This window comes from Sulfurimonas gotlandica GD1 (genome assembly GCF_000242915.1).
GTDB classification, from domain to species: domain Bacteria; phylum Campylobacterota; class Campylobacteria; order Campylobacterales; family Sulfurimonadaceae; genus Sulfurimonas; species Sulfurimonas gotlandica.
Genome location: NZ_AFRZ01000001.1, coordinates 297,991 through 324,814, shown reverse-complemented (window position 1 = coordinate 324,814; position 26,824 = coordinate 297,991). Strand labels below are relative to the sequence as shown.

Genomic DNA, 26,824 nt, shown 5'->3' with positions numbered 1-26,824 from the left:
TTACACCTCCTCTTTTTTCTGTGCTTGTTCTTTCAAGACTCGTTTGTAATCAACAGGCATTACTTTTATGAAAGCATCTTTAGATGTCTTCCAGTCAGTTAAAATCTGGTTAGCTTCTTTTGAACCAGTGTAGTTGATGTACTTTTTAATCATAGCTTTTAACTCTGCTTCATCTTCATCACTCTCAACTCTGTCAAGGTCAACACTACCTTTGTTAATACGCTGAGACAGAGTGTTGTTTTTGTCGTAGATGTAAGCGATACCACCACTCATACCAGCTGCAAAATTTTTCCCGATTTCGCCTAGGATAACTACACGACCACCAGTCATATACTCACAACCGTGGTCACCAATAGCACCGACAACAACATTTGCTCCAGAGTTACGAACTGCAAAACGCTCACCTGCAAGACCATAGATGTAAGACTCACCGCTTGTTGCACCATAGAAAGATACATTTCCAAGGATTACGTTTTCATTTGCTTCGTAAGTCGCATTATGAGGAGGATATAAAATCAGTTTACCACCACAAAGACCTTTACCGAAGTAGTCATTTGCATCGCCTTCTATCTCAAAAGTAATACCGCTGTTTAAAAATGCACCAAAACTCTGTCCGCCACTTCCTGTAGCTTTGAAGTGGATAGTGTCATCTGGAAGACCAGCTTCACCATACTTGCGAGTAACTTCAGCTGAGAGCATTGTTCCAACTGTACGGTTGATGTTTCTAAGTTTTATCTCTTCTTTTATTGGTGTGCCATCCGCAATTGCCGGACGTGCCAAATCAATCAAATGATTATCAAGTGCACTATCTAAGCCGTGATCTTGCGCAGTAGTTTGATAAGCTGTATCATCACTTCTTAGATGCACTTTATGAAGCAGTTGATCCAGTTGCAGATGCTTAGCTTTCCAGTGAGTAACACCCTCGCGAGCTTTAAGTTTATCTGTACGACCGACCATCTCGTTAATAGTTCTAAATCCAAGCTCCGCCATGATTTCACGTAACTCTGTAGCGATGAACTTAACATAGTTTACAATGTGTTCAGGTTTACCTGTGTATTTTGCTCTTAACTCTTTATCTTGTGTAGCGATTCCTACAGGACAAGTGTTTAAGTGACATTTACGCATCATAATACAGCCCTCAACAACTAAAGCAGCAGTTGCGATTCCCCACTCTTCAGCACCAAGCAGAGTAGCAATAGCAATATCACGACCTGTACGAAGCTGACCGTCAGTCTGAACAACGATGCGAGAGCGAAGACCGTTTTTTACCAGAGTCTGATGAGTCTCAGCAAGACCAAGCTCCCAAGGAAGACCTGCGTGTTTGATAGAAGTCTGTGGAGATGCTCCAGTACCGCCGTCAAAACCAGAAATAAGTACAACATCAGAGTGAGCTTTTGCAACACCAGCGGCAATAGTACCAACACCGACTTCAGAAACTAGTTTAGTGTTTATACGAGCTTTAGTATTTGCATTTTTAAGGTCATGAATCAATTGTTTGAGGTCTTCAATAGAGTAGATGTCATGGTGTGGCGGTGGAGAAATAAGTCCAACACCAGGAGTCGAGTGACGGGTACGACCGATAATTTCATCTACTTTATGTCCCGGAAGCTGACCGCCTTCACCAGGTTTTGCACCTTGAGCCAGTTTTATCTGAATCTCTTCAGCGTTTACAAGGTAGTTTGAAGTTACACCAAAACGTCCAGATGCAACTTGTTTGATTTTAGAATTTTTGTTAGTCCCAAATCTAGATGCATCTTCTCCACCTTCACCGGTATTACTTTTTGCACCGATAGAGTTCATAGCAATAGCAAGAGTAGTGTGTGCTTCTTCTGAGATAGAACCGTAGCTCATAGCTCCAGTTGCAAAACGAGTAATGATAGAATCAACTGACTCCACATCGTCTATATTAATAGGGCTTAGACGTTTAAAGTCGAGAAGTGAACGCAGGGTTACAAAAGCTTCTTGAGGCTCGTTGATAAGCTTAGCGTACTGCTTGTAAGTCTCATAGCTGTTTGTCTTAGTCGAATTTTGAAGCAGGAAAATAGTCTCAGGCGTAAAGAGGTGATTTTCTCCACGCTGACGATATGCATAGTGACCACCGACTGGAAGGTCGTTTGCTTCGATAATCTCACTAGGGTAAGCGATAGAGTGACAAAGAAGAGTCTCTTCTTCGATAGTGTCTATGTCTATTCCATCAAGACGAGTAGCTGTTCCTTTGAAGTATTTGTCAACAAGGTTTTGAGAAAGTCCAACAGCCTCAAATATCTGTGCGCCTGTATATGAACGAATAGTTGAGATACCCATTTTTGACATTACTTTGAAGATACCTTTGCCAATAGCAGTGATGTAGTTTTGTACAGCTTGCTCTTGAGTGATGCCTTCATTTATTAACTTACGAGAACGCATATCTTCTATGGTCTCAAATGCAAGGTAAGGGTTAATAGCATTGGCACCATATCCGATAAGTGTTGCGAAGTGATGGATTGCTCTTGCTTCTCCAGTCTCTACAACAAGACCACAGTTAGTTCTGATACCTTCTGAGATAAGGTGATGATGAACTGCACTAGTAGCTAGTAGAGTAGGGATAGCAGCCTTAGTCATAGAGATTCCTCTTGTAGAGAGGATGATTACTTCATACCCTTCTCTAACAGAATCGCTTGCTTGTTTCATAACAGAGTCAAGAGCATCTTTCATTGAACCGCTCTTAGTGGAGTCAAAAAGAATGCTTATTTTCTTTGCACGGAAATGAAACTCATTAACACCGCTAAGTTTTTCAAACTGCTCATTAGTTAAAATAGGAGAGTTTAGTTTAATAAACTTACGGTCTTCATCAACTTCTTGGAATAGATTTCCTTGTGGCCCGATGTATGCGATAAGAGACATTACAGACTCTTCTCTGATTGGATCGATTGGAGGGTTTGTAACTTGTGCAAAAAGTTGGTGGAAGTAGTTGTAAAGGTTTATAGATGCGTTTGATAGAACTGAAAGTGCCGCATCGTTACCCATAGAACCAGTTGCTTCGTAAGCTGTGTTTGCCATTGGAGTAAGGATTACTTTGAGGTCTTCTTGTGTATATCCAAAACATTTTTGACGCTGAAGTACAGTATCATGGTTTGGTTGTTTAACTTCATTGTTAAGAGTTAAATCATCAATGTTGATTTTTTGTTTCTCTATCCACTCTCCATAGTTGTGAACTCCAGAGATATTTGCTTTTATCTCATCATCACTGATTATGCGACCTTGTTCTAAATCTGCAAGAAACATCTTACCAGGCTGTAGTCTTCCTTTTAGAACTATGTCCTCAGTAGGGAACTCTAAAGCACCTTGCTCAGATGCCATAACCAAGATGTCATCTTTTGTTAGAAAGTAGCGAGAAGGGCGAAGACCGTTTCTGTCTAGTGTCGCACCAACAATCTTTCCATCAGTAAAAGCTACAGATGCAGGACCATCCCATGGCTCCATGAAAGTAGCATGGTATTCGTAAAAATCTCTGCGCTTTGCATCCATCTCTTCATTTTTCCAAGCTTCTGGAATCATCATCATCATAACGTGAGCAAGAGGGCGACCTGCAAGTGTAAGCAGTTCTACAACATTATCTAAAACTGAAGAGTCTGAACCCTTTGCTTCGTTGATGAGGTAAGGATAAATCATCTCTAACTCTTCTTCGCTGAAAAGTTTTGATTTGAGCATCGACTGTCTTGCTCTCATCCAGTTTATATTTCCACGAAGTGTATTAATCTCACCATTGTGAGCTATGTATCTAAATGGCTGTGCTAGTGGCCATGAAGGGAAAGTATTTGTTGAAAAACGACTGTGAACCAGTGCAATAGCCGACTCATAGTCAGGCTCACTTAAATCTGGAAAATACAGAGGAAGTTGCTCAGTGATTAGCTGACCTTTATAAGAGATAGTCTTGTATGACATCGAAGGCATATAAAAGTACCCGGTACCGTTTATTGGTGAAGCTGTTACTTTTGATTGTGCATATTTACGGATTACGAAAAGTTTACGCTCGAAAGCCTCTGCATCTTCGAGTTCAGGGTTTCGTTTTACAATAACTTGATGTACGTATGGTTCAACGTTTTTTACTGTATATCCAAGAGTCTCATTCGAAGTAGGGACTCTTCTCCATCCTAGAAATTCTTGACCAAGCTCTTCTATAGTATTTTCAACAATTGTTTTACACTCTGCATAAGCCTCTGGATCTTTTGGTAAAAAAACAACGCCGACACCATAGTGACCAAACTCAGGTAAGTCGATATCATCTTCTTTTAAAACTCTGCGTAGAAATTTATCTGGCATCTGAGTAAGGATTCCCGCACCGTCACCTGAATTTTTCTCAGCTCCGACAGCACCACGATGCTCTAGATTTATTAAAAGTTCAATACCTTTGCTTACGATGTTATGAGAAGCTTCTCCCTTAAGATGAGCAACAAAACCTACACCGCAGGCATCATGCTCAAACTCCGGATCATATAGACCCTCTCTCTTTGGTAAATACTCGGCTTTCATAGTTCTCCCTTTTACAATAACTTACGCAGAAGTAATAATAATAATTTCCTAAAATAATATCCAAAATAATATTAAATACCCATTCAGTTTATGAAGGCAATATGGTAGAATAAGGAAATATAAAAATAATGGAGCATGTGAATGCCATCTAGTCAAAAAATACCTTGGGATGATAGATATGCATTGGGAATCGACATGATAGATACTCAGCATAAAAAACTTTTTGAACTAGTAAATAGACTTTACGATTTAGAAGATTCAAAAAATGTAAAAGAAGAACTTAGGGTTATTTTATATGAGTTTAATAGCTATATGCAAATACATTTTGAAGATGAAGAAGCGTATATGTCTGTTATAGATTATCCGCTTCTGCAAGAGCATAAAAAATTACATGAAGAGATTATTGAAAGTATTAAACTAGTTGTTGTTACACCGGCAAAGCTAGGGATTATAAAATCGAAAATGAGAGTTGTAGCTAAGCGTGCTCTTATAGATCATATCATGCATGAAGATACAAAAATAAAACTATTTTTAGTTGAGCAAGAAGATGAAGGTATTTTTGATCTTTCAGATCTCTAAGATTCTATAAGCTCTTCATCGTAGATAACTACAGTTCCAGCCAAGAGGTCATGAAGTCCTCTCTTGTCGGCCCTAAAAGCCACCATCAAAAAACCTATCATAAGAGCTAAAGTAGAAACGATATAACCAATAGAGCGAGTGATGGCTTGTTTATTGTCTATATCTTGAAGTGTAATAGCATCTACTATTTTAATATGAACAAACTTCTTACCAGGAGTTGCACCCCTCCATCTTCTCCAAAAGACCATAGTTACGATTAAAACGGCAGCTTCAAAAAGAAGTTCCCATTTCATTGACATCTGAGGTTGAGATGAGAGAGCTTTATTCGCATTTCCACTCATTGCGTAGGCTATATTTTGTTGATATTGTGAGAAGTCAAACCAGTTGCCATCACTTAAAAAGTAGATGACTATAGCTACCGGCAGAGCAAGAAAGAGAGTGTCTAAAAATGAAGCAACAAAGCGAATCCAAAATCCTGCGTATCTTACTTCATTCATTAGTTTATACCTTATACGTGGTAATTAGGCGCTTCTTGAGTGATGATAACATCATGAACATGAGACTCTTTAAGTCCAGCACTTGTGATCTCAACAAACTCTGCTTTTTCCCAGAATATTGGAATGCTTGCACTTCCACAGTAGCCCATAGAAGAGCGAAGACCGCCCATCATTTGATGAACAATACCAGCAATGCTGCCTCTAAAAGGAACACGACCTTCGATTCCCTCTGGTACCAGTTTATCTGCTGCAGTTCCTTCTTGGAAATATCTGTCTGTAGAACCAGTTTGCATAGCACCTATACTTCCCATACCGCGGTATGATTTATATTGACGTCCTTGGAACATGATAGTATCACCTGGAGATTCTTCAGTACCAGCTAAAAGTGAACCAGCCATGATACATGAAGCACCAACAGCTAAAGCTTTAGCGATGTCTCCAGAGTATTTGATACCACCATCAGCAATAACAGGTACGCCATGTTTTCTTGCTTCGTCTGCACATTCAGAAATAGCAGAGATTTGAGGTACGCCAACACCTGCAACAATACGAGTAGTACAAATTGAACCAGGTCCGATACCAACTTTAACACCATCTGCACCGGCTTCAATAAGTGCAAGAACAGCTTCTGCAGTTGCAATGTTACCAGCGATAACATCAACTTCCATAGTCTCTTTGATTTTTCTAACAGTATCTAAAATACCTTTTGAATGACCGTGAGCAGAGTCAAGAACTAAAACATCACATCCAGCATCCACAAGTGCTTTTGCACGGTCAAGTTGACCAACACCAATAGCTCCACCAACAATAAGTCTGCCAAAAGCGTCCTTATTTGAGTTAGGGTATGCAATACGTTTTCTGATATCTTTGATAGTTACAAGGCCTTTTAAGAAACCATCCTCATCAATAATAGGAAGTTTTTCTATTTTGTTTTTATGCATAATATCACCAGCATCATCAAGAGAGATACCTTTTACAGCAGTGATAAGAGGCATTTTTGTCATTACCTGATCAGCTTTTTTACTCATATCTTTTTCAAATCTCATATCACGATTTGTAAGGATTCCAAGAAGTTTGTTATGAGTATCAACAACAGGAACACCAGAAATTTTATACTCTTTCATTAGTGCATCTGCATCTGCTAGAGTTGCATCTGGATGAACATAGATAGGGTCTATAATGATTCCGCTTTCACTTTTTTTTACTTTAGTTATTTGTTTTGCTTGAGCTTCTATATTCATGTTTTTATGAATAATACCGATACCGCCAAGTCTAGCCATGGCGATAGCCGCTCTGTACTCAGTAACTGTATCCATTGCTGCAGAAACCATAGGAATTTTAAGAGAGATATTACGAGTAAGCTTAGTTTCTAGTGAAACCTCTTTTGGTAATACTTCAGAATATTGTGGTACTAATAGTACATCTTCAAATGTTAAGGCTCTTTTACGAATTTTCATGGTTATCCTTTGGTGCTAAGAATATAATATGCTTATTTCTTTATAATTTTTGGATTATATCTTTTTTGTGGTTAAAAAAAGGTAAAGTCTTATTTCAGCTCATCAATAACAGAGTCAAATTCACTAAATTTTCTTAAAATCATAGTTTCATCACCACTTTGAATTGCAAGCTCTAATTCTTGAGTAATATTAAAAAGTTTTTTAGCACCAAAAAGGTTTAAATGTCCTTTTAAAGTATGAAGCAGTTGTAAAACTTTAGTGAGTTTATTTTCGTTGTAGTTATTATGAATTTCTTCTCTATCTTTTGAAATATTATTTAAAAATTTTTCTAATGCTATTAAAAAGCTTTCTTTGTTTAACCAGTAAGAGTAGAGATCATCTGTAAATTCCAGAGAATCAATCTGTTGCAGTTGAGGAATCCAATTAAGCTCTATTTGGTTTACTGGGGTAGCATCTATTACTTTATCTGGAAAATACTCAAATATTATATCTTGAATTTCTTTTAGTTTAAAAGGCTTATTTATATGTGCATTTAGTCCTGCCCCAATGCTGCGATGATGCTCTTTGGCAGAAGCATAAGCACTAACTGCTATGATAGGCAGGTCGATAAAGCCTTCTTTTCGGAGTATACGAGTAGCTGTTAGCCCATCCATTATTGGCATCTGTATATCCATAAGAACAAGATCATAATTATTTTTTCTAATCATCTCAAGTGCAATCTCTCCATTCCTAGCTGTATCGACTTCTATTCCTATGAATTTTAATAGTTCAATTGCAATAATAAGGTTATCTTCATTATCTTCTACTAAGAGCGTTTTTATATCTTTGAAGTGCGGGTTATTGTTATTCTCTGAAATTTCAGAAGTAGACTTTGCTTTGGAGATATCAAGTGTTAACTCAAATGAGAAAGTGCTGCCTTCTCTATATTCACTTTGTACATCTATTTGTCCACCCATCCTCTTCACAAGTTCTTTGGATATGGCAAGTCCCAAGCCCGTTCCATCTTCTTTTTTTGTCGTACTATTATCAACTTGAGTAAAATGTTCGAATATATCAGCTAGATTTTCTTTTTTTATACCGATGCCTGTATCTGATACAACAAACTCTACACAACAGTTATGTATGTTCTTTGAGTTAACAAATACACTCACATAGATAGAACCGTCTTGAGTAAATTTTATAGCATTATTTATGAGATTTATAAGAACCTGTTTAATACGATTTGGATCTCCTAAGAGATACTTAGGAAGGTGTTCATCAATCTCATACTCAATTAAAAGACCTTTTTCTTTTGCGTTTAGTTCGAGAAGTTCTGTTATCTCTGTTACAATAACTTTTGGTTGAAATGGAATGTTTTCAATTGTTAATTTTCCGGCTTCTATTTTTGAGAGATCAAGTGTGTCTTCTAGAAGTGATAGTAATGATTTTGTGGCTTTTTTAGCTCTTGAGAGATATGTTTTTTGTTGATTGTTCAACTTTGTATGTGACAGTAGCCTTGAAAAACCTAATATAGCATTCATTGGAGTTCTTATTTCGTGGCTCATATTGGAGATAAATATATTTTTAGATTTATTGGCTAATTCAGCTGATTCTTTAGCTTTTGCAAGGAGTTTATTTGCTTTTGAAAGTTCTTGTGTACGTTGAGCAACTAACTCAACAAGACGGCTTTTATGTTTTAGGACTTCTTCTTGGGCATGTTTTTTGTCACTAATATCTAAGATAGAGATAGTAGCACCAATATAAGTGTTGTTATCATCATAAATAGCGTGGATAAAACTTACCGCATCTACTACTTTAGCTGATTTTGTCAGGTATCTTTTCTTTATCTTATACTTGGTTGAAGCACCTCTTATTAATTTGTCAATCATACTCTTGGAGTAGTTTAAATCTTCGATATATGTCACATCTAAAATACCAAAAGTGTTTATTAATTCTTTCTCATCATAGCCTAGCAAGTCACAAAATTCTTTATTGACATGTGTAAATTTAAAATCTGCTCCAGTTATAGCAATCGCATAAATTGAGTTATTAAAAAGAGAGTGATAGTACTCATCATGTTGCTCTAACTCATGTATGCGCTTGGCAACTCTACTCTTTAGGCTGATATTCCACAAAATAGCAAAAAATAGAATTAAAAGTACAAAACCTAAATAGTAAAAAAGAATTATATAGTCTATTTCATGTTCATAGTGGACTGTCATCCAGCGATTGTGCATTACGTCTTTTTCAGGAAGTTCTATTAAATCTAAGGCTTTTTGTATGATGCTATTTAGCAAAGGCAAGTCTTTACGCACTGCCATAGATCTTTTCCAAGTGTAGGGAGTTTCACCTACGATATTTACATTGGTAATATGGAGCTTCAATATATTATAAGTAACTGTAGATACATTTCCTATATAAGCATCTACATCACCATCTATAATCATTTTAAGTGCCTGTTTGTTTGATGAAACACTAACTTGTATGATTTTTGGATAATCACGTTTTAACAACTTTGCTAGAGAATAACCCTTTTCAACAGCAACACGTTTTCCATTGAGCTTATTTAAGTTAGATATATATGAGCTGTCATTACGTGCAAAAATATTGATTGGCATAGATAGATATGGTTTTGAGAAGAGGGCAACTTCTTCTCCTTCTTGTGTATTTCTAGTTGAAGAAATCATTGATATTTTTTTATCGCGGAGTAGTTCTAAATCTTTGTCCCATGATGATTTACTTACAATCTCAAAAGTGATACCGGTTGAAGCTTCTATATGTTTTAGGTAATCAATAGAGATTCCATGATATTTGCCATTTTCATCACGGAACTCTATCGGTGCCGAATGAGAACCTGCTGCGACACGAACAGTTTTATGTTCTTTTATCCAGACTTGTTCCTCTTGAGTTAGATGAAGTGGTATTTGGGCCAATAGATATTGGTTGAAACACAGAGTGATTAGTAAAAATAAAAAAGTGTGCTTCATTATTTTAGCAACAACTTAAGACCAACACGTGATACGGAGATTATTGAGTCTTTTCCGATTTTTTTACGCATTCTATAAAGTATGTTTCTAAATGCTGAGTCAGATATTGTCTCATCTGGGTTTAGCGCATGCTCAATAGTGCTTTTATACACAACTTTATTTTTGTTAATGATTAGCAGATCAAGAAGTTTTACTTCACTTAAACTAAGAGAGATTGTCTTTCCCTCAACTACAAGTTCATTAGAAAGAGGATGATAATCAACACTATTATTGAGTCTTACTAAAAACTCTCCCTCTCTATTTAAATGTTCAAGGCTCTCAATAAGCGTTTTAGTAATACTTGTAGTGCTTACCGGTTTAACGAGATAATTGACCAAGTTTAGCTTTATGGCCTTCATTAGCATCTCTTTGTCATTGTGAATTGAAGTTATAAAGATAGGAATATGATAGTTAAATTTTCTAATCTCTTCACAGAGTTCTAAACCACTAATCCCAGGCAGTTCAATATCTGTTATTAATATATGCACATGCTCTGTGTTAAATATTTTTAACGCATCTTCAGCATTATCACTGTGAAGTACATTGCAAAAATAATGCTCCAACAAACCAATAGTTTGTTTAGCGACTAGAGGGTCATCTTCTATATACAGAACATTTAGATTTTTTAGAACTTTCAAACTTAGTGGATTCATTTATCTCCTTACAGATGCAAAAATTATAAGACAAGCTCACTAAAATTAAACTGATAATCTCTTGATGGAATAGTACAAGTAAATAGTGAGACTTTTTTGAGACAACTTTTCGAGATAATTATAAGATAAAAAAATATAACAAGTTGGTTTGATGAGTGAAATAAAATGTATAGAGTTTGAGTCTGTTCAAAGTGATGTAATAGCTGACTTACTCACTATAAAACATAATGAGATACTTAGTAAGTGGAAAGAGCAAAAACGTGTTCAAGAAGTTTTAAATCACAATAATGTTAATACAGATTTTTTTATTAAACACTTTGGCTCTCGTGTTTTAGACTATTTTATCGGTGTTTTACGTAAAGAGCAAGAAGCTGGTCACTGTCCTGTAATCATAGTAATGTTGAAGTTTTTTTCTAAACATGGCTTTATGTTAGATGAAATTTACAGAATATGTTCTGGGATGCGAAATACTGTAGTGGATGTGTTAATAGAAAATGACATCCATCATTCAGAGACTCTTTTTAAAGAAACAATTGATCTCTTTGATATGAATTTTTCCGGTGTAATTAAAGAGTATATAGAAATATCTAACAATATTAGTGAAAAATGTTCATCAAAAGAGCTTTTAAAGTCTACAATAAGTGAAGTTAACTTAGAAGAGTACTTTGCACTCGAAAATGATGATGGCAAAGATAGTATCACATTTCGTACTGACGACGCTGATGATATGATTGAATATCTAAATGAAATATTAGAATATATGTCACTTGCTATGATTAACTCTAACCAAAACGATATTAATTCAGTAGCAAAAATCTTGCATAAAACTTCTAACGTTTTACTGCATTACTCTCCTTATTTGGACGAGCTTGCTTTTAGCATGAAAGAACTATCAGAATCTATGATAGTAAATACTAAACTATTTATGGAAGTATTAACACACAGCGGCGATGATATGTTGAAACTTTTTGATGCTGTTGTGCGTGATATGGATAGCTATATTCAAAGATTTAGCGTAGAAAATATTGCTATGAACAATGTACATCAAATACATGCACCAACTACACTTAGCATCAAACAAATAATTACTATGTTCGCACCTCATGAAGTTCAAGAGGGTGAGATGGAATTTTTTTAGAAAGGAATAAAATGAAAGAGATTAATTGTATTTTACAAAATAACAACCTGTTATTAATAGGAAAAAAATCTTATTTTGATGTTCATTTGAACTATTTTTATGATTCTTTTTTAAATGTTAGAATAGCAAAAGATGAGGCTAGTGCTTATGAAATGGTTGACTCACAAATATTTAATGTAGTAATCACAACAAATGTTGATGGGCCTTTCAATACAAAATTTATCAGTAAGATTACAAAAAAACATAAAGATATATTAACAGTTTTACTTGTTGAGCCATGTTTTGACTCATCTGAATTTATTGTAGATATAAAGATGGATTTTTATTGTAGTGATGAGAAGCTAAACCGTATGCTTAAACATTGCATGTATTTTAAACAAAACAGAAAAGAAGATAAACTTCTTAACAATTAATAAACTTCATTCGACTCATTTTTTCCTATCAAAGTGATATATAGAGCTGTTTTGCTTTGGTTTTTTATTTTCCCAGCTTAGGTATGAAGTCTTTAGATGCTTGCCGTTGTTTGTGATTTCATGGATGATAGTATGAACATGATCTTCATCAGATTGACATATTTCAGTAGTCATATCGCAGTCAAATACGATTTTAGTCGGTGTACTCTTTTTGAAATTTGCTATAAACTCAGGTTGGTTTTGCTTTATACAGTAGTGAGTAGCTTTTATCATATTACACTCAATGTCTTTACAGTGGTACATAGTCACCATCTGTTTAGGAGAGTTTGGAAGCAGGTCTTCTTGTATAGTGCTCTTTTTTCCAATAGACTTAAATGATATTCCTGCCTTGTTTGTACCGATCATCGGTAAAACATCTTTATGCTTGTATGAGTCAGTTCCTGTTTGTTTGTCCGCAGGAGATAGAACCCACTCGCCTTCAAGTGATTCCATCCATTCATATACATCATAAGCATCCGCATCTTTTGCATGGCAAGATGCAGTAAGAAAAAGAGTAGCTAATAAGCCCATAATTATTTTTTTAAACATTAGTATTCCTTGAAAAATTATTAGAGTATTATACCAAGGATAGATAATTTTTTATATCTTCTATTGTGTTGATAGCGTTCATCCATTCATCTGGAAGTTCAAAGTCATCTTGTGTTGCTAAAATCATAGCGACAACCATACCTCTTGCAGAAGAGTCTCCACCTGCTTTTGCATTTTTTTGCATAACAGTTTTAAAATCATCTTCTAATGATAAAAGATGAATAACTCCAGCAAAACCGCCGTCAATTCCACACGCAGGACCAAACTCTCTAATAGTACTGAATGTATCAGCATCTTTACTTTTTACTCCTGCATCTATCCAAGTAAGTAATTTTGGATACTTACTTTTTAGCAGCTCTATGTTTTTTTTAATATCTTTATTCTCTTTTGAGTCCCACAAAAGCTCTGCAAAAAATAGAGTGGAGCTTACGGCTAGTTTAGAGTTGTGTGTTATCTCGGCAAATTCTTTACAGCGAGATAGAAATATTTCTTTTGTATCTGCATCTATAAGCAGAGGAGCGATATGTCCACAGATGCTAAGTTCATTTGACTCTGAACCGATCTTAACTAAAGCGCTGCGTGTAGCACCATCTACGTAACCGGCATAATTAGACATCTTCTCACTCCAAAATGGATAATAGTCATTTTTATCAAACTCTTTGTTTTGAGACATATACTCTAAAAGATAAAGTGTCTGATCTCCATAGTGAGTGAAGTCACCTTTTGCTTTGCCTTTATGCCACATTGACTGAGCTTTGTTGAGTGTTTCCCAGTCTATTGGTAGACTTTTAAGGTGTGCTTCTTCATAAATCCAATGAGCACCAAGTGCATAAGCATCTGCCACTAGTGAAGCCATTATAGAGTTGGATATTTGTTTGTTCATTTTTGAGCCTTATATTTTGTAAGATATTTTATTTGTTTGATATTATCTTTATAGTCTGAGAGTAGGCTGTGTTATTTTTATATTTTAAAAGCTTGAAGTATAAAAGTAGACTTTATAAGGACACGTGATATACTATTTTTGATTTTATTATCATTAAAAGAGGACCGCATGAAACATACAAAAATTGGCTCCATTATCGTATCTCAATCTATAGCAAGTATAAGCCCAGATAAAACTATTGAAGACGCACTAAATCATATGCAAAGCAATGCAGTTAGCTCAATTGTTATTGTAGATGCTAATAATCAACCTATAGGTATTTTTACTGAGCATGACGCATTAAAAGCAATTGCAAACTCTTTACAAAAATCTACTCTTTTATCAGAAGTGATTGCTGGTAATTTATTTATGATTAAAGAAGATATATATATGCATGATGCTTATATCATGATGCAAAATAAGGGCTATAGGCATATCATTGTTACAAATGAAAATGATGAGTTTGTAGGTGTTGTAAGTGAAGGTGATTTTTTAAGACATATCGGATACATAGATGTCGGTGCATTAAAAGCAGTTGAAGATATCATGAATGAAGCACCATTGATGATAGACTCAAATGCTCTTATTGTTGATGTGGCAAAGATGATGAGTGAACGTCATGCTGATACGGCAATCGTTATGAAAAACCTTAAAGCTCATGGGGTTGTTCGTGAAAGAGATGTAACACGTTATTATGCTCATAAAGATTTCTCTTTAGATTCAACTGTAAAAAAGATCATACAAAAAGATTTACACTTCGTTGTAAAATCAATTCCTCTGCAAAAAGCAGCACAAATGATGGAAGAGCATGGAATCCATCAACTGGTAGTTGCAGACTCTCAGGAAAAGATTATAGGAATCATTAATCGTCATGAAGTACTCAAAACAATTCATGGGGCATACTTTGAGACACTGCTTAAAACGATACGAGAAAAAAATGAAGATTTAGATGAATCAAGAAAGCGTGAAGAAGAGCTTCAAAAGAAAGAGACTGCTATGAATGAAGCTCAGTCAATTGCTCGTGTGGGTAGTTGGAGTATTGATTTAAAGACAAATACTCTTTCATGGTCAAATGAGTGTTATAACATCTTTGGTATTGAACATGGTACGCAGATGAACTACGAACTATTTGTTGAAATGATTCACAAAGATGATAAAGAAAATGCATTATTAGCATGGGATGAAGCACTAAAAGGTGCTAAATTTGAAATTGAACATCGCGTTATTGTTGGAAGTGAAACTAAATGGGTTCGTGAAAAAGCGAAATTTGTGATTGATGAAGATGGAACAATTGTCTCAGGCATAGGTACAGTTCAAGATATTACTGAGCGTAAGCAGTATGAAAACAAACTTGAAAGACTTGCTAATTTTGACACTTTAACGGGCTTTGCAAATCGTACATTTTTGTTCTCATATCTTCAAAAAGTAGTACATAGATGCAAGCGAAATAATAAAATAGCAGCTTTATTGGTTTTAGATATGGACCACTTCAAAGATATAAATGACAGTTATGGACATGATATTGGAGATGAACTGCTTGCTCTTATTGCTAAACGATTATCTACTCGTATACGTGGTGGAGACTTTATTGCAAGACTTGACGGTGATAAGTTTGCAATAATTTTAGAAGATATTAATAATAGTGACGATGCTGCTATGTTTGCTAAGGAGATAATGGAAGAAGTAGAAAAACCATTTTATCTATCCAACACTTCCGAAGTTCATATTTGTTCAACAGCAGGTATAGTAATAGCCCCTGAAAATGCTGAGACAGCTGAAGAACTTATACAGTTTGCAGATACTGCACTCTACAAAGGGAAAAAAGATAAACGTGGTGGTATAAGTTACTACTCCGATGAATTAACAGAGTTGGCTAAAAAACATATAGAGTTGGCAACCAGATTAAGACGAGCAATAGAACACAGTGAGTTTGAATTATATTATCAACCACAGGTTCATATCAAGAGTAAAAGAATTGTTGGTGCGGAAGCACTTATCAGATGGAATGATCCTATCCATGGTTTGATTTCTCCAAATGATTTTATTCCTTTGGCTGAAGAAACAGGTCTTATTGGAGCTATTGGAGAGTGGGTTATTAGAGATGCCTGTCGCCAAGGAAAGTTGTGGATAGATAAAGGTTACAATCTAAGCATATCTGTAAATGTCTCGGCAAATCAACTAAGACACCAAAATATTACTAGGTTGATTGACAGTACTTTAAAAGAGACAGGTTTTACAGCTGATAAGTTAGTTATAGAGTTGACAGAGAGTGCAGTAATGCAACGGGAGGAAGAAGCAGTAGCTATGCTTCACGCTATTCGTGCAAAGGGTATCAGGTTAGCTATTGATGATTTTGGTACTGGATATTCATCTTACAGTTATCTGAAACGTTTCCCTATTGATATTTTAAAGATTGATAAATCATTTATAGATGAAGTACCGTTTGAAAATGATGATATGGCAATTGTTAAAGCAATCATCGCAATGGGAAGTGCGCTTGGTTATAAGATATTGGCTGAAGGTACTGAGCATATTGAACAGATTGATTTCTTAGAAGAGCATGGTTGCCAATACTATCAAGGATATTATAAAAGCAAGCCTCTTAAAACTTCGGAGTTTGAAAAGCTTTTATTGTAAATAGTTTATTCCCACTTTAAAAGTGGGAAAGTAAAAAAAAAATGATTAAGAGTTGTAGTTGATTTGTTTCTCTAAAGAAAGAGAACCGTCAAAAAGAGTTTGCTCATCGTAAGGTTTAGCGATAAGTTGAAGTCCTACTGGCATTCCTGCATCTGACTTTGAGATAGGGAGTGCTAGGGCAGGTAGTCCAGCTAGATTTACACTGATAGAGTAAAGGTCACTTAGGTACATGTCCATCGGGTTTTTAAGCTCACCAAATTTTGGTGCAATACCCGGTGCAATAGGTGAAAGGATAAGATCAACATCTTCAAAGATTTTATTATATTGGTCTTTGATCATGTGTCTAGTTTTTTGTGCTTTCACATAGTAAGCTTCATAGTAACCACTTGAAAGTACAAAGTTACCAAGTAGAATACGACGTTTTACTTCATCTCCAAAACCGTTGCTTCTAGTCTTGATGAACGTATCTTCAAGGTTAGTTCCAGTTACGCGGTTACCATAACGAATACCGTCATAACGTGCAAGGTTTGTAGCAGCTTCAGCAGTTGCAGTGATGTAGTAAGCAGAGATATCAAACTTAGCATCCATTAGCTCACGCTCTACTATTGTATGACCTGCAGCTTTAAGTACATCTATAGCAACTTGGTAAGCTTTTTTCACATCTTCACTTGCATTTTCAATATGCTTTGGAAGAACAGCGATAGTCATTTTTCTGTTTGCATCTAGTTTGTCTGAAACTTTGTCATTCATATCTGCGCTTGTTGAGTCTTTAGCATCGTGACCGCTGATGATGTCATACAGAATTGCAGCATCTTCAACGTTTTGAGTCATCGGTCCTATTTGGTCAAGTGAAGATGCATATGCACCTAAACCGTAACGACTTACTCTTCCGTAAGTAGGCTTCATTCCTACAATACCACAAAAAGCAGCAGGTTGACGGATAGATCCACCAGTATCTGAGCCAAGTGCAGCGATAGCTAAACCAGCACCAACAGCAGCAGCAGAACCACCAGAACTACCACCTGGAACATACTCCGAGTTGTGAGGGTTTTGAGTCTTACCGTAAAAACTTGATTCAGTAGTTGAACCCATAGCAAACTCATCCATGTTTGTTCTACCAAATGGACTAAGACCTGCATCGACCATTTTCTCTATTACAGTTGCATTATATGGAGCGATGTAACCTTGAAGAATATTTGAGCCTGAAGTCACAGACCAACCATTTACTTGGATGTTGTCTTTGATAGCAATAGGAACACCTTCTCCAATATTATTTACATCAATGTAAGCGTTTAGTTCAGGTCTTGCTTCTATTTTAGCTTTTAGTTCTTCTTTAAATTTGTTTAGTTCATCTTTATTTAATTTAAGGGCTTCTTTTAATGTAATCACTAAATTTCCTTTGCTTTTTTTACTTTTTGTACGGCTACAATTCCGAGAGCGACAACTACAAATATTAGAACTATGCTAATAGTTATAAATGTAGTTGAAACAGGCTCTGAGAAATTAGGCACTTACAACTTCTTCACATCTTTTACAAGTTGTATCTTCACTAGCTGCTTGGTATTTCCAACATCTAGGACATTTGTGAGCAGTTGCTTTTGAAATAGTGAATATGTCATCTTCAACTTTGAAAGTTCCAAGAACATCACCAGATGCTTCGTCTGATACACAAGAGACAACAAACCAGTCTTCAGCATCTGTACTATCAATAGCAAGTGCTATATTAGAGTCAGTTGAGATAACTACCTCTAAAGTACTTTTGATGATTTTCTCTTTTTTAAGTGCATCTACGATTGTTCCAAAACCTTCACGAGCTTTAGTCATGTAGAGTGCATCAAAAGTTGATTCACCAGCTTGAATTTCTGCATAAGTCATGTCAAAAATAGATTCTGCATCACCTTTGATGATAGCAGGAGCATTTTCTACAATCTCATCTGCTGTGTAAGTTAATATCGGAGCCATTAGAAGAAGTAAGCTTTTAGTGATGATAGCCATAGCACTCTGAGATGCCATTCTTCTTGGGTCAGTTTTTGCATTACAGTAAAGAGAGTCTTTTGTCATATCTATGTACATACCGCTTAACTCATTAACGATGAAGTTATTAAGTAGACTCATACCGTTGACGTAGTTGTACTCAGTAAATGATTTATGAACTTCTTTAAATACATTTTTAGCAACATTTAAAATCCACTTGTCTAATTCGCCCATATTTTCATAAGCGCTAATTGTCTCAAGATCGTTAATATTTGCAAGCATGATTCTAAAAGTGTTTCTTAGTTTACGGTAGTTCTCAGATGTCTGTTTTAAAATACCATCAGAGATTTTTAAGTCACCTTGATAGTCACTTGAAGCTACCCAAAGACGAAGGATTTCACTTCCGTACTCTTTTAAAACTTTCTCAGGAGCAATAACATTGCCTTTAGACTTTGACATCTTCTCACCTTTTTCATCTACTGTGAAACCGTGAGTAAGAACTGCTTTATATGGAGCTTTGTGCTCAACAGCACATGATAAAAATAGAGATGATTGGAACCAACCACGATGCTGGTCTGAACCCTCTACATATAGGTCGGCTTGATATTCTCCAGCATCATAGTTGCGAGACTTTAAAACTGAGTTCCAAGTTGAACCACTGTCAAACCAAACATCTAAAATGTCAGTAACTTTTTCCAACTCATCTGCTTTATAGCCAGAACCTGGGTAAAGAAGTTGCTCTATTGGCATTGAATACCAAGCATCACTTCCTTGCATCTCAAATATCATAGCTGTAAAGTTTAGAACTTTTTCATCAAAAAGAACTTCCCCTGTCTCTTTTACTCTAAAGAAAGCAATAGGAACACCCCAATCACGTTGACGAGATATACACCAATCAGGACGATTTGCTACCATAGAGTTTAGACGGTTTTTACCTGATTTAGGGAAGAAAAGAGTCTTTTCTACTTCGCTTAAAGCTATGTTTCTTAGAGTCTTGTCTTCACCTTCTGGCTTCTCATCTACAGAGATAAACCATTGTCTAGTAGCACGGAAGATTAGTGGAGTGTGACTTCTCCAGCAGTGTGGATAAGAGTGAGTAAATTTTGACTGATAAAGAAGAGAATCACCTAAAAGTTCTAAAATTCTATCGTTTGTTTTAAAGATAAGTTGACCTACAAATTCTTCTGGATTAGGAAGTAGTTTTTCACGAACTACTGTCTCATCAAAACATCCAGTCTCATCAACTGGCATAATAACTTCCAAGTCATACTTTAATCCAACACGGTAATCGTCTTCACCGTGACCAGGAGCTGTATGTACACCACCGGTACCACTATCCATAAGTACGTGGTCGCCTAAAACAATTTTAGAAGTTCTGCCGTTTAATGGGTTAGTTGCAACTTGGCCTTCAAGAGATTTAGAATCTACTTCTTTAGCTATCTCGCCTTTTACAACACCAAGTGCTAGTAAAGACTCAAAAAGAGCCTTGGCTACTATGTAGCCATCTGTAGTAAGAACATACTTTTCTTCTGGGTGAAGAGAGATACCTGTGTTTGATGGAAGTGTCCAAGGAGTAGTAGTCCAGATCACTAAAGAAGCTTTTCCGACTAAATCAGCTTTGGCTTTTGCTTCATCACTTAATTCAAACGCTACGTAGATAGAGTGAGACTCTTTGTCTTCATACTCAACTTCAGCTTCAGCCAGTGCAGTTCTCTCTGCCCATGACCAGTAAACAGGTTTACTACGTTCAATCAGAAGACCTTTTTTTGCAACACCACAAAGTGTACGGTAGATGTTTGCTTCAAATTTATAGTCCATAGTTACATAAGGATTTTCCCAGTCTGCTAAAATACCTAACTGTTTAAACTCACTCTTTTGTATATCAACAAACTTCGCTGCATGTGCACGACAAAGCTCTCTTACTTTTGAAACTTCTAAAAGCTCTTTCTTCTGCTTTCCACCAAGTTTTTTCTCAACTTGTTGCTCGATTGGAAGACCATGACAATCCCAACCCGGAGTAAAACGAACAGACTTGCCATCGAAGTAGTTACGTTTAATTATAATATCTTTTAAAACCTTATTAAGTGCGTGACCGATATGGATATTTCCATTTGCATAAGGAGGGCCATCATGAAGAGTAAAACTTGGCGCACCCTTACGGTTTGCTTTCATTTTTTCGTAGATTTTGTTCTTATCCCATGAAGCATAACGCTCAGGTTCATTGTTTATCAGATTGCCTCTCATGGCAAAATTTGTAGTAGGTAAAAGTAGTGTCTCTTTGTAGTCCATCTGTACCTCAAAAGTGTTTAAAATTTTTGGATTATATCTATTGTGTGTTTAAAACCTTCTTTAAACTCTTATAATGGTGCTATAATAAGCCAACACAAATTTGATTTAGAAGGCTGTTTAGACATGAGGGTGCATCTTTTATTTATTGGTAGCAAATTTTTTTATAACACATCTTTACAAGAGTATGTCATACGAAAAATAAGACAAAAATCTGATTTTATTGATTCAATAACATATTTTAAAGAGAGTGATAATTCACTATTCTTATATCTAGAAAAAGAGCTAAATACATCTGATAAGCTGATAATTGTAACTACAAAACATAATTTTTCAACTATAGGTAAAGTAATATGTACAGTTACCAGTGATAATCAAGTCTTAAAAGATAATATGCTTATTCCCTCAAATAGTTCAGTTTTTGAAGATAGAAGTTATCTGCTTGAATATAAGGATTCCATAACAAACGTATTGTATATAGATGAAATGCAAGAGATGCCGGAGATTTTACTTCACTTTGAAGAAAATAAAGCAGTAGTCCATATATTTGACCAAAGCAAAGACGGTGTATATGCTATGTTAAATCCAATAGCTCAGACATTTGAGGTGAAGATAGATGTTGTCACTCTAATAGATGGCTGGCTAAGAGTAGACATAGTTAGTAAAAAATACGGAAACATATCCAAGTTTATAAACTCAGCTAAACAACTACTGCCAAGAAATCTAATAGCAGCATCTAATATCATTCAGTATATTATCGAAACACTTTCAAGAAATCAAAAAACGATTACTTTTGCTGAGAGTTGTAGTGGAGGTCTTCTTACTTACTATTTTACAAAAGAAAATGGTGCTTCTAAAATCTTAGATGGATCACTAATTACTTACTCAAATAGTATAAAAGAAAATTGGCTTGCAGTTGAGCATGATACATTAGAAGAGTTTGGGGCTGTAAGTTCTGAAATAGTAAAGGAGATGTGTGAAGGTGCACTGAATGTCAGTAGTGCAGATTATGCACTTTCTATTAGCGGCATAGCTGGTGACACTGGTGGAACTGAATTTAAACCAGTTGGAACTGTATATATTGGGGCAAGTTCTAAGACTCATCACTCTGAGATGCATCTAAGATTAGATGGAGATAGGAACTATGTGCAACACCAAAGTGTGCTTTTCGCCATAAAAATGCTTATTTTAATAGATAAAGAGACGTTTTTCTAAATTTGTACGAAAATATCTTGACATCTAAAATCTATTTGTCTATAATTTCGACCTCTTAAGAATAAGAGGAAAATGTCTTGTTAGCTCAGCTGGTAGAGCACGTCACTTTTAATGATGTGGCCGATGGTTCGAATCCATCACAGGACACCATTTTTATACTAAAAAACAATATATGCGGTGGTAGTTCAGTTGGTTAGAATACCTGCCTGTCACGCAGGGGGTCGCGAGTTCGAGTCTCGTCCACCGCGCCACTGTTTTTTAGTAAATTAATGGGCGCTTAGCTCAGTTGGTAGAGCGCTACCCTTACAAGGTAGATGTCACTGGTTCGAGTCCAGTAGTGCCCACCATTATATAAACCTTTTGTTTATGAAAGTGACCCTTTCGTCTAGTGGCCAAGGACACTATCACTTCATGGTAGGGACAGAGGTTCAAATCCTTTAGGGGTCGCCACTTATTTGGTGTTATACAAAGTTACAAAATGGGCGCTTAGCTCAGTTGGTAGAGCGCTACCCTTACAAGGTAGATGTCACTGGTTCGAGTCCAGTAGTGCCCACCATTTTAGTAACACTTTTTACAATTATGCGCGGTGGTAGTTCAGTTGGTTAGAATACCTGCCTGTCACGCAGGGGGTCGCGAGTTCGAGTCTCGTCCACCGCGCCACTTCTTTTACAATATATACGCAAAATCAATAAAATCAATTTTACTACGTTAACACTATATTTTACTCAGCGTAAAGCTCATCAAACTAGTTTGATATAGAATTAGCTAACTCAAAAATAAACTTTTAGCTTTAACTCTCTTTCTCTACTCTTTTTAACAACTCTTTAAATTTATTTGAAGTCTGTTTTGTCTTTTTAAGCTTACTTGTCTTACTTAGTCTATAGACTCCATTAGTGTTTATAAAAGCACTTACTTTTAAGTCTGCTCTTTTGTTTAGATCTAAAACTTCGTAGCTTAGTGAGTCTAATATAAGTGGTGGTTTGTTTACATCTGCGAAATAACTAAGAACCATATGGTCTCTCTTAGAATATTTATCGTAAGCAAGAGTTATAAATAGTTTATCTTTTTCAAATCCAAGTTTTAAAAGTGTAAAGTATTTTATAATGGCATAGTCTTCACAATCACCAGAACCCATTGTTAAGAACTCTTTAGGTGTAGCCCAGTAATCACTCTTATTGTTAAGTACCTTATCTGATTGATACTTCAATTTATGATTTAGATATATATTTACTTTCGTAAGCTGTATAAACTCAGTATCATTTTTCAGAGATTCTATTTTTTTATCATACTCGTGGATTCTATCGCAAGCTTTTTTTCCAGATTTCTTCTTTATATGAAGAATCTCATTGCTTGTAAAAGTAGGATATACAGAACCATAGAGAGTCATTGATAATAATAAAGGTATAAATAATTTAATAATTTTTCCTTGAATTTAAAAACATCAGATAATTTTAACTAAATATCACGAGTATATCGGACGATTTACTTTTAGCTTTAAAAATAATTTTATAAAAAGCTTTTTGTACCCCTGATATCATACATATCTTTATATCTAAAAGTGACTAGATTTTGCATAATCGCAAATAAAATAATAAAGTTAATAAAACTACTCCCTCCATAACTAAACATGGGCAGAGGGACACCAACAACAGGAGCGTAGCCTATCGTCATAGATATATTCACACCCATATATATGAATATCATAAAAGATATAGATATAGTGACTACTTTTATATAGTAGTCGTTATTATAGATGCTAAGGCTCATCAGATGCAATATAAGCATAACATATACCAATATAATTGCAAGTGCACCTAAAAATCCACTTCTTTCAACTAAAAAGGCAAAGATAAAATCACTTGTAGCAATAGGTAAAAATCTCATCTGAGTCTGTGTTGCATCTTCTTTTGACTTTCCAGTCAAGCCTCCAGAACCTATGGCAATGATAGATTGTTGCACATGATAAGAAGGTTTTTCACTAAGGAAATCATTAATTCTTACTTTTTGATAATCATGTAATGCGAACTTATAAACAAGAGGTGACAGAAGTAAAATAGCAGCTAGAATAGTTGCCCATATCTTCCAATGGACACCTATATAAAATAAAACTCCATAGCCAATAAGTAAAAGAACAAGGGCTGTTCCAAGATCAGGTTCTTTTACTATAAGTATAAAAGGAAGGAGTATATAGAAGCTTATCTTTAAAAAATCAGCAATTCTGTATCCTTGCAAAGGTGGTGGGTTCTTGTGTATAAGATAGGCTAGCATCAGTATTAGTGCAGGTTTTACAAATTCAGACGGCTGGATGGTAGCATTAATAAATGGAATATCTATCCATCTTTGTGCTCCAAGTCTAGCGTGACCAAAAAACTCAACTGCAAGTAATAGACCAATATTTGCCCAATATATAAGTGGTATTAACCAACTCATTCTTCTAATAGGCAGCAAAAAGACAAATAGAAATGCAAGAAAAGCTACCCCTACATAGGTAGTTTGTTTTTGTGCAAGAGCTGGCACAACTTCTGAAATAAGCCAGTGTGAAGTTATAATCAGTGGGATTATTAAGATAATAGAAAAGAAGTCAAATTGTGCTAAAATACGTTTATCAAATCTCCACAAATTTGTAACTCCAAAAAATTTTTAGAAATTGTATCACAAAAGGGACATAATGAGCGATATAAAAAGCTATGTTTGCGATAATCCGGAAAGATTAGACATATTTTTAGCATCAGAGATTGGGCAAACACGCTCACAAATAGCATCTTTAATAAAACACAAGTGTGTTTTTGTAGATGAAAAACTAGTTACTAGACCAGGCGTAAAGCTAAAATCTGGACAGAATATAAAAGTAGAGTTTCCAGAAGCTAAGGAATCACCGGCTCTTGATATTGACTTTAATGTTGAAATACTTTATGAAGATGATGATGTTTTGGTTATTAATAAACCAAGCGGTGTAACTGTTCATCCCGCACCAAGTGTAAAAGAGGCAACTCTTGTTGATTGGCTCAAACACAAAGGAATCAGACTATCAAATATAAGCGGTGAAGAGCGACACGGAATAGTTCATAGACTAGATAAAGGTACAAGCGGGACAATGGTTGTTGCAAAAAACAATGAAGCTCATGAATTTTTATCTGAACAACTTCAAGATAAAAGCATGGGAAGATATTACCTTGCAGTTTTAAACCCACCTTTAAAAGATGAGATTACTACAATAGAACAAAATATTGGGAGAAGTGCTCATAACAGACTAAAAATGACATGTACTGACGCAGGTAAATCTAAATATGCAAAAACTATGTTCAAAGTTCTATCACTTTCAAATGATGAAAAACAGCAATTTGTAGCTTGTAAACTTTTCACTGGACGTACTCACCAGATCCGTGTTCACTTGGAGAGTATAAACCGTCATATTATAGGTGATCACATATATGCCCTAAGCCCAAAAGCAGAGAAATCGGAACGAATTTTGCTACATGCTTATATGATATATTTTGTTCATCCAACGAGCAAAGAAAAACTAACTTTTGTTGCACCTCTAGATGAGACAATGAAAGATTATTTAGACAAAAAATTTGATACGGAGCAAATTAATGAAGTTATGGACACTAGCAACATTCTGCGCAGCTTCTCTACTGATTCTTAGTGGTTGTGGAGGTAATTCTCCAAAACCAGCAGATGAGATAAAAATTGATAAAACACTACCTGTTGTGAGATTGACAGAAACAGGAACTTTTGTAGACATGAATGCTGTCGCATTTGAGTGGAGAGCTATAGAAGATGAGAGAGTAAACGGCATTTATATTTACAAGCAAAATATGACTCAGGAAGCTAGCGAACTTTCTCACTACAAAACAATAGATAATCGTTTTACAACTCACTATCTGGACAATGAGATAAAGCCAGACACAGCTTATACTTACAGTTTTAAGACTTTTTCCAAAGAAGCAGAATCTCAAATGAGTGAAGCGAAAGTTATAAACTCTCTTCCTGTTTTACAGTCAGTAGTTTGGATTCAAAGTATTCAAAATATGCCAAGAACTGCAAAAATTATTTGGAGACCGCATACAAATCAAAAAGTTAAATCATATATTATTGAAAGAAGAACATTAGAAGAAGAGAAGTGGAGTAAAATCGCTACTGTTGATGGCAGACTTAATGCTGAGTTTATAGATGTTGATCTTAAAGATGAATATGTATATAAATATCGTGTTCTTGTGTTGACTTACGATGGTATAACTTCTACTCCTAGTGAGATTGTTCAAGTTGTTACAAAAGCTCTGCCAATAAGTATAAAACATATAGTAGCAACAACAAATTTACCTAGAAAAATAGAGATAAATTGGGAAAAATCAACTACTGAAGATTTCTCTTTTTATCATTTATATAAATCAGAGACTTCAGATGGAACTTATGAGTTAATTGCAAAACTTTATAATCCTACATTTACAGATGTAATTGAGGAAGACGGTAAAGAGTATTTTTACAGAGTTAGTGCAGTTGAGAAAAATGGCTTAGAGAGTATTCACGATAAAATTTCAATTCAAGGTATAACATTAATCAAGCCTGAAATTCCATCGCTAGTGGAAGCTAAAGTTGTTGATAATAAAATTGAAATAAAATGGAACAATAAAGATACAAGAGTTAAAAAATATACAGTGATTAAAAAAGCTAAAACTGGTTGGTTTGATGCAAAAGATGAAGAGTTTGTAGATATTACTGGCAAAAAATTCTTAGATCCTGAGATTGGACCAAATATTACATATTACTACCAAGTATTTGCTATTGATGAGTTTGGTATAAAATCAGAGCCAAGTATAGAAGTAGAGATTAAAACTCCTAATACGGTTGCAAATAATGTAAAAAAAGAAGAACCTAAAGAGCTTTCTAAGAAAACTCAAAGTAAAGAAGTAGAGGTAATAGTGCCTACTCAAGATTTTAATTAAAC

The 26,824-nt window shown here is 35.3% G+C and carries 19 protein-coding genes and 6 tRNA genes; 13 read left to right on the top strand and 12 right to left on the bottom strand.

What is annotated here, in order from left to right; all coding sequences use genetic code 11:
- Positions 1–4,512: a glutamate synthase large subunit gene (gltB, locus tag SMGD1_RS01560; RefSeq protein ID WP_008339932.1), complete on the bottom strand. Its 4,512-nt coding sequence runs from the start codon at positions 4,510–4,512 to the stop codon at positions 1–3.
- Positions 4,513–4,653: 141 nt separating this feature from the next.
- Between gltB and SMGD1_RS01555 the strand changes: the two genes are divergently transcribed.
- Positions 4,654–5,091: a bacteriohemerythrin gene (locus SMGD1_RS01555; protein ID WP_008339902.1), complete on the top strand. Its 438-nt coding sequence runs from the start codon at positions 4,654–4,656 to the stop codon at positions 5,089–5,091.
- On the opposite strand, the gene SMGD1_RS01550 is transcribed toward SMGD1_RS01555, so the two are convergent.
- The 4 genes from SMGD1_RS01550 to SMGD1_RS01535 form a co-directional block, all read right to left on the bottom strand.
- Positions 5,088–5,588, bottom strand: a complete 501-nt coding sequence (locus SMGD1_RS01550) for an RDD family protein (RefSeq protein ID WP_008340017.1) — start codon at positions 5,586–5,588, stop codon at positions 5,088–5,090. The genes SMGD1_RS01555 and SMGD1_RS01550 overlap by 4 nt on opposite strands.
- Positions 5,589–5,599: 11 nt before the next feature.
- A complete protein-coding gene (gene guaB / locus SMGD1_RS01545) occupies positions 5,600–7,045 on the bottom strand; it encodes an IMP dehydrogenase (protein WP_008339991.1) in 1,446 nt (481 codons plus the stop codon).
- Positions 7,046–7,134: 89 nt separating this feature from the next.
- On the bottom strand, positions 7,135–9,957 hold the full coding sequence (locus SMGD1_RS01540) for an ATP-binding protein (protein WP_241761421.1): 2,823 nt from the start codon (positions 9,955–9,957) through the stop codon (positions 7,135–7,137).
- A 53-nt stretch (positions 9,958–10,010) separates the two neighbouring features.
- A complete protein-coding gene (locus SMGD1_RS01535) occupies positions 10,011–10,703 on the bottom strand; it encodes a response regulator transcription factor (protein WP_008340021.1) in 693 nt (230 codons plus the stop codon).
- Between the two features lie 151 nt (positions 10,704–10,854).
- Here SMGD1_RS01535 and SMGD1_RS01530 point away from each other — a divergent pair, with 151 nt between their 5' ends.
- Positions 10,855–11,841, top strand: coding sequence for a hypothetical protein (locus SMGD1_RS01530; protein WP_008340015.1), 987 nt, complete (start codon positions 10,855–10,857; stop codon positions 11,839–11,841).
- Positions 11,842–11,852: 11 nt separating this feature from the next.
- The gene (locus SMGD1_RS01525; protein ID WP_008340009.1) at positions 11,853–12,254 is read left to right on the top strand and encodes a hypothetical protein; all 402 of its coding nucleotides are present in this window, start codon (positions 11,853–11,855) and stop codon (positions 12,252–12,254) included.
- A 15-nt stretch (positions 12,255–12,269) separates the two neighbouring features.
- Here the strand turns inward: SMGD1_RS01525 and SMGD1_RS01520 are convergent, their stop codons facing one another.
- Positions 12,270–12,842 (bottom strand): hypothetical protein, encoded by a 573-nt coding sequence (locus SMGD1_RS01520; RefSeq protein WP_008340040.1) that lies wholly within the window; start codon positions 12,840–12,842, stop codon positions 12,270–12,272.
- A 28-nt stretch (positions 12,843–12,870) separates the two neighbouring features.
- A complete protein-coding gene (locus SMGD1_RS01515; protein WP_008340114.1) occupies positions 12,871–13,725 on the bottom strand; it encodes an ADP-ribosylglycohydrolase family protein in 855 nt (284 codons plus the stop codon).
- A 168-nt stretch (positions 13,726–13,893) separates the two neighbouring features.
- Between SMGD1_RS01515 and SMGD1_RS01510 the strand changes: the two genes are divergently transcribed.
- Positions 13,894–16,401, top strand: a complete 2,508-nt coding sequence (locus tag SMGD1_RS01510) for an EAL domain-containing protein (RefSeq protein ID WP_008340118.1) — start codon at positions 13,894–13,896, stop codon at positions 16,399–16,401.
- Between the two features lie 45 nt (positions 16,402–16,446).
- Here the strand turns inward: SMGD1_RS01510 and gatA are convergent, their stop codons facing one another.
- Genes gatA through ileS form a run of 3 tightly spaced genes read right to left on the bottom strand, consistent with a single transcriptional unit; the run spans position 16,447 to position 20,664 of the window.
- Positions 16,447–17,790 carry an Asp-tRNA(Asn)/Glu-tRNA(Gln) amidotransferase subunit GatA gene (gene gatA, locus SMGD1_RS01505; protein ID WP_008339999.1) on the bottom strand — a complete coding sequence of 448 codons (1,344 nt, stop codon included), beginning with the start codon at positions 17,788–17,790 and terminating at the stop codon, positions 16,447–16,449.
- A complete protein-coding gene (locus SMGD1_RS14980; RefSeq protein ID WP_008339946.1) occupies positions 17,790–17,912 on the bottom strand; it encodes a hypothetical protein in 123 nt (40 codons plus the stop codon). Before SMGD1_RS14980 ends, gatA begins: the two co-directional genes overlap by 1 nt.
- Positions 17,905–20,664 carry an isoleucine--tRNA ligase gene (gene ileS, locus SMGD1_RS01500; protein WP_008339983.1) on the bottom strand — a complete coding sequence of 920 codons (2,760 nt, stop codon included), beginning with the start codon at positions 20,662–20,664 and terminating at the stop codon, positions 17,905–17,907. Before ileS ends, SMGD1_RS14980 begins: the two co-directional genes overlap by 8 nt.
- A gap of 42 nt (positions 20,665–20,706) precedes the next feature.
- On the opposite strand from ileS, the gene SMGD1_RS01495 reads away from it, so the two are divergent.
- The 7 genes from SMGD1_RS01495 to SMGD1_RS01465 all read left to right on the top strand — a co-directional run bounded on the left by SMGD1_RS01495 (position 20,707) and on the right by SMGD1_RS01465 (position 22,536).
- On the top strand, positions 20,707–21,876 hold the full coding sequence (locus tag SMGD1_RS01495) for a CinA family protein (RefSeq protein WP_241761420.1): 1,170 nt from the start codon (positions 20,707–20,709) through the stop codon (positions 21,874–21,876).
- A 74-nt stretch (positions 21,877–21,950) separates the two neighbouring features.
- Positions 21,951–22,026: transfer RNA gene (locus tag SMGD1_RS01490), tRNA-Lys, on the top strand.
- Between the two features lie 24 nt (positions 22,027–22,050).
- Positions 22,051–22,127, top strand: a tRNA-Asp gene (locus tag SMGD1_RS01485).
- 20 nt (positions 22,128–22,147) lie between these two features.
- Positions 22,148–22,223 (top strand) — tRNA-Val (locus SMGD1_RS01480).
- A 27-nt stretch (positions 22,224–22,250) separates the two neighbouring features.
- Positions 22,251–22,326, top strand: a tRNA-Glu gene (locus SMGD1_RS01475).
- Positions 22,327–22,356: 30 nt separating this feature from the next.
- Positions 22,357–22,432, top strand: a tRNA-Val gene (locus tag SMGD1_RS01470).
- A 27-nt stretch (positions 22,433–22,459) separates the two neighbouring features.
- Positions 22,460–22,536, top strand: a tRNA-Asp gene (locus tag SMGD1_RS01465).
- A gap of 130 nt (positions 22,537–22,666) precedes the next feature.
- On the opposite strand, the gene SMGD1_RS01460 is transcribed toward SMGD1_RS01465, so the two are convergent.
- Together SMGD1_RS01460 and SMGD1_RS01455 are read right to left on the bottom strand one after the other, a co-directional pair.
- On the bottom strand, positions 22,667–23,263 hold the full coding sequence (locus SMGD1_RS01460; RefSeq protein ID WP_008340004.1) for a transglutaminase-like cysteine peptidase: 597 nt from the start codon (positions 23,261–23,263) through the stop codon (positions 22,667–22,669).
- Between the two features lie 119 nt (positions 23,264–23,382).
- Positions 23,383–24,495 carry an FtsW/RodA/SpoVE family cell cycle protein gene (locus tag SMGD1_RS01455; RefSeq protein ID WP_008339924.1) on the bottom strand — a complete coding sequence of 371 codons (1,113 nt, stop codon included), beginning with the start codon at positions 24,493–24,495 and terminating at the stop codon, positions 23,383–23,385.
- A 49-nt stretch (positions 24,496–24,544) separates the two neighbouring features.
- Between SMGD1_RS01455 and SMGD1_RS01450 the strand changes: the two genes are divergently transcribed.
- Together SMGD1_RS01450 and SMGD1_RS01445 are read left to right on the top strand one after the other, a co-directional pair.
- On the top strand, positions 24,545–25,522 hold the full coding sequence (locus SMGD1_RS01450) for an RluA family pseudouridine synthase (RefSeq protein WP_008339919.1): 978 nt from the start codon (positions 24,545–24,547) through the stop codon (positions 25,520–25,522).
- Positions 25,470–26,822: a fibronectin type III domain-containing protein gene (locus SMGD1_RS01445; RefSeq protein ID WP_241761419.1), complete on the top strand. Its 1,353-nt coding sequence runs from the start codon at positions 25,470–25,472 to the stop codon at positions 26,820–26,822. The genes SMGD1_RS01450 and SMGD1_RS01445 overlap by 53 nt, the downstream gene beginning before the upstream one ends.
- Positions 26,823–26,824: the final 2 nt, after the last annotated feature.

What these genes read in the sequence shown, in the direction of transcription:
- gltB (WP_008339932.1), bottom strand. Translation starts at nt 4,512, where the DNA reads ATGAAAGCCGAGTATTTACCAAAGAGAGAGGGTCTATATGATCCGGAG.
- SMGD1_RS01555 (WP_008339902.1), top strand. Translation starts at nt 4,654, where the DNA reads ATGCCATCTAGTCAAAAAATACCTTGGGATGATAGATATGCATTGGGA.
- SMGD1_RS01550 (WP_008340017.1), bottom strand. Translation starts at nt 5,588, where the DNA reads ATGAATGAAGTAAGATACGCAGGATTTTGGATTCGCTTTGTTGCTTCA.
- guaB (WP_008339991.1), bottom strand. Translation starts at nt 7,045, where the DNA reads ATGAAAATTCGTAAAAGAGCCTTAACATTTGAAGATGTACTATTAGTA.
- SMGD1_RS01535 (WP_008340021.1), bottom strand. Translation starts at nt 10,703, where the DNA reads ATGAATCCACTAAGTTTGAAAGTTCTAAAAAATCTAAATGTTCTGTAT.
- SMGD1_RS01530 (WP_008340015.1), top strand. Translation starts at nt 10,855, where the DNA reads ATGAGTGAAATAAAATGTATAGAGTTTGAGTCTGTTCAAAGTGATGTA.
- SMGD1_RS01525 (WP_008340009.1), top strand. Translation starts at nt 11,853, where the DNA reads ATGAAAGAGATTAATTGTATTTTACAAAATAACAACCTGTTATTAATA.
- SMGD1_RS01520 (WP_008340040.1), bottom strand. Translation starts at nt 12,842, where the DNA reads ATGTTTAAAAAAATAATTATGGGCTTATTAGCTACTCTTTTTCTTACT.
- SMGD1_RS01515 (WP_008340114.1), bottom strand. Translation starts at nt 13,725, where the DNA reads ATGAACAAACAAATATCCAACTCTATAATGGCTTCACTAGTGGCAGAT.
- SMGD1_RS01510 (WP_008340118.1), top strand. Translation starts at nt 13,894, where the DNA reads ATGAAACATACAAAAATTGGCTCCATTATCGTATCTCAATCTATAGCA.
- ileS (WP_008339983.1), bottom strand. Translation starts at nt 20,664, where the DNA reads ATGGACTACAAAGAGACACTACTTTTACCTACTACAAATTTTGCCATG.
- SMGD1_RS01460 (WP_008340004.1), bottom strand. Translation starts at nt 23,263, where the DNA reads ATGACTCTCTATGGTTCTGTATATCCTACTTTTACAAGCAATGAGATT.
- SMGD1_RS01450 (WP_008339919.1), top strand. Translation starts at nt 24,545, where the DNA reads ATGAGCGATATAAAAAGCTATGTTTGCGATAATCCGGAAAGATTAGAC.
- SMGD1_RS01445 (WP_241761419.1), top strand. Translation starts at nt 25,470, where the DNA reads ATGAAGTTATGGACACTAGCAACATTCTGCGCAGCTTCTCTACTGATT.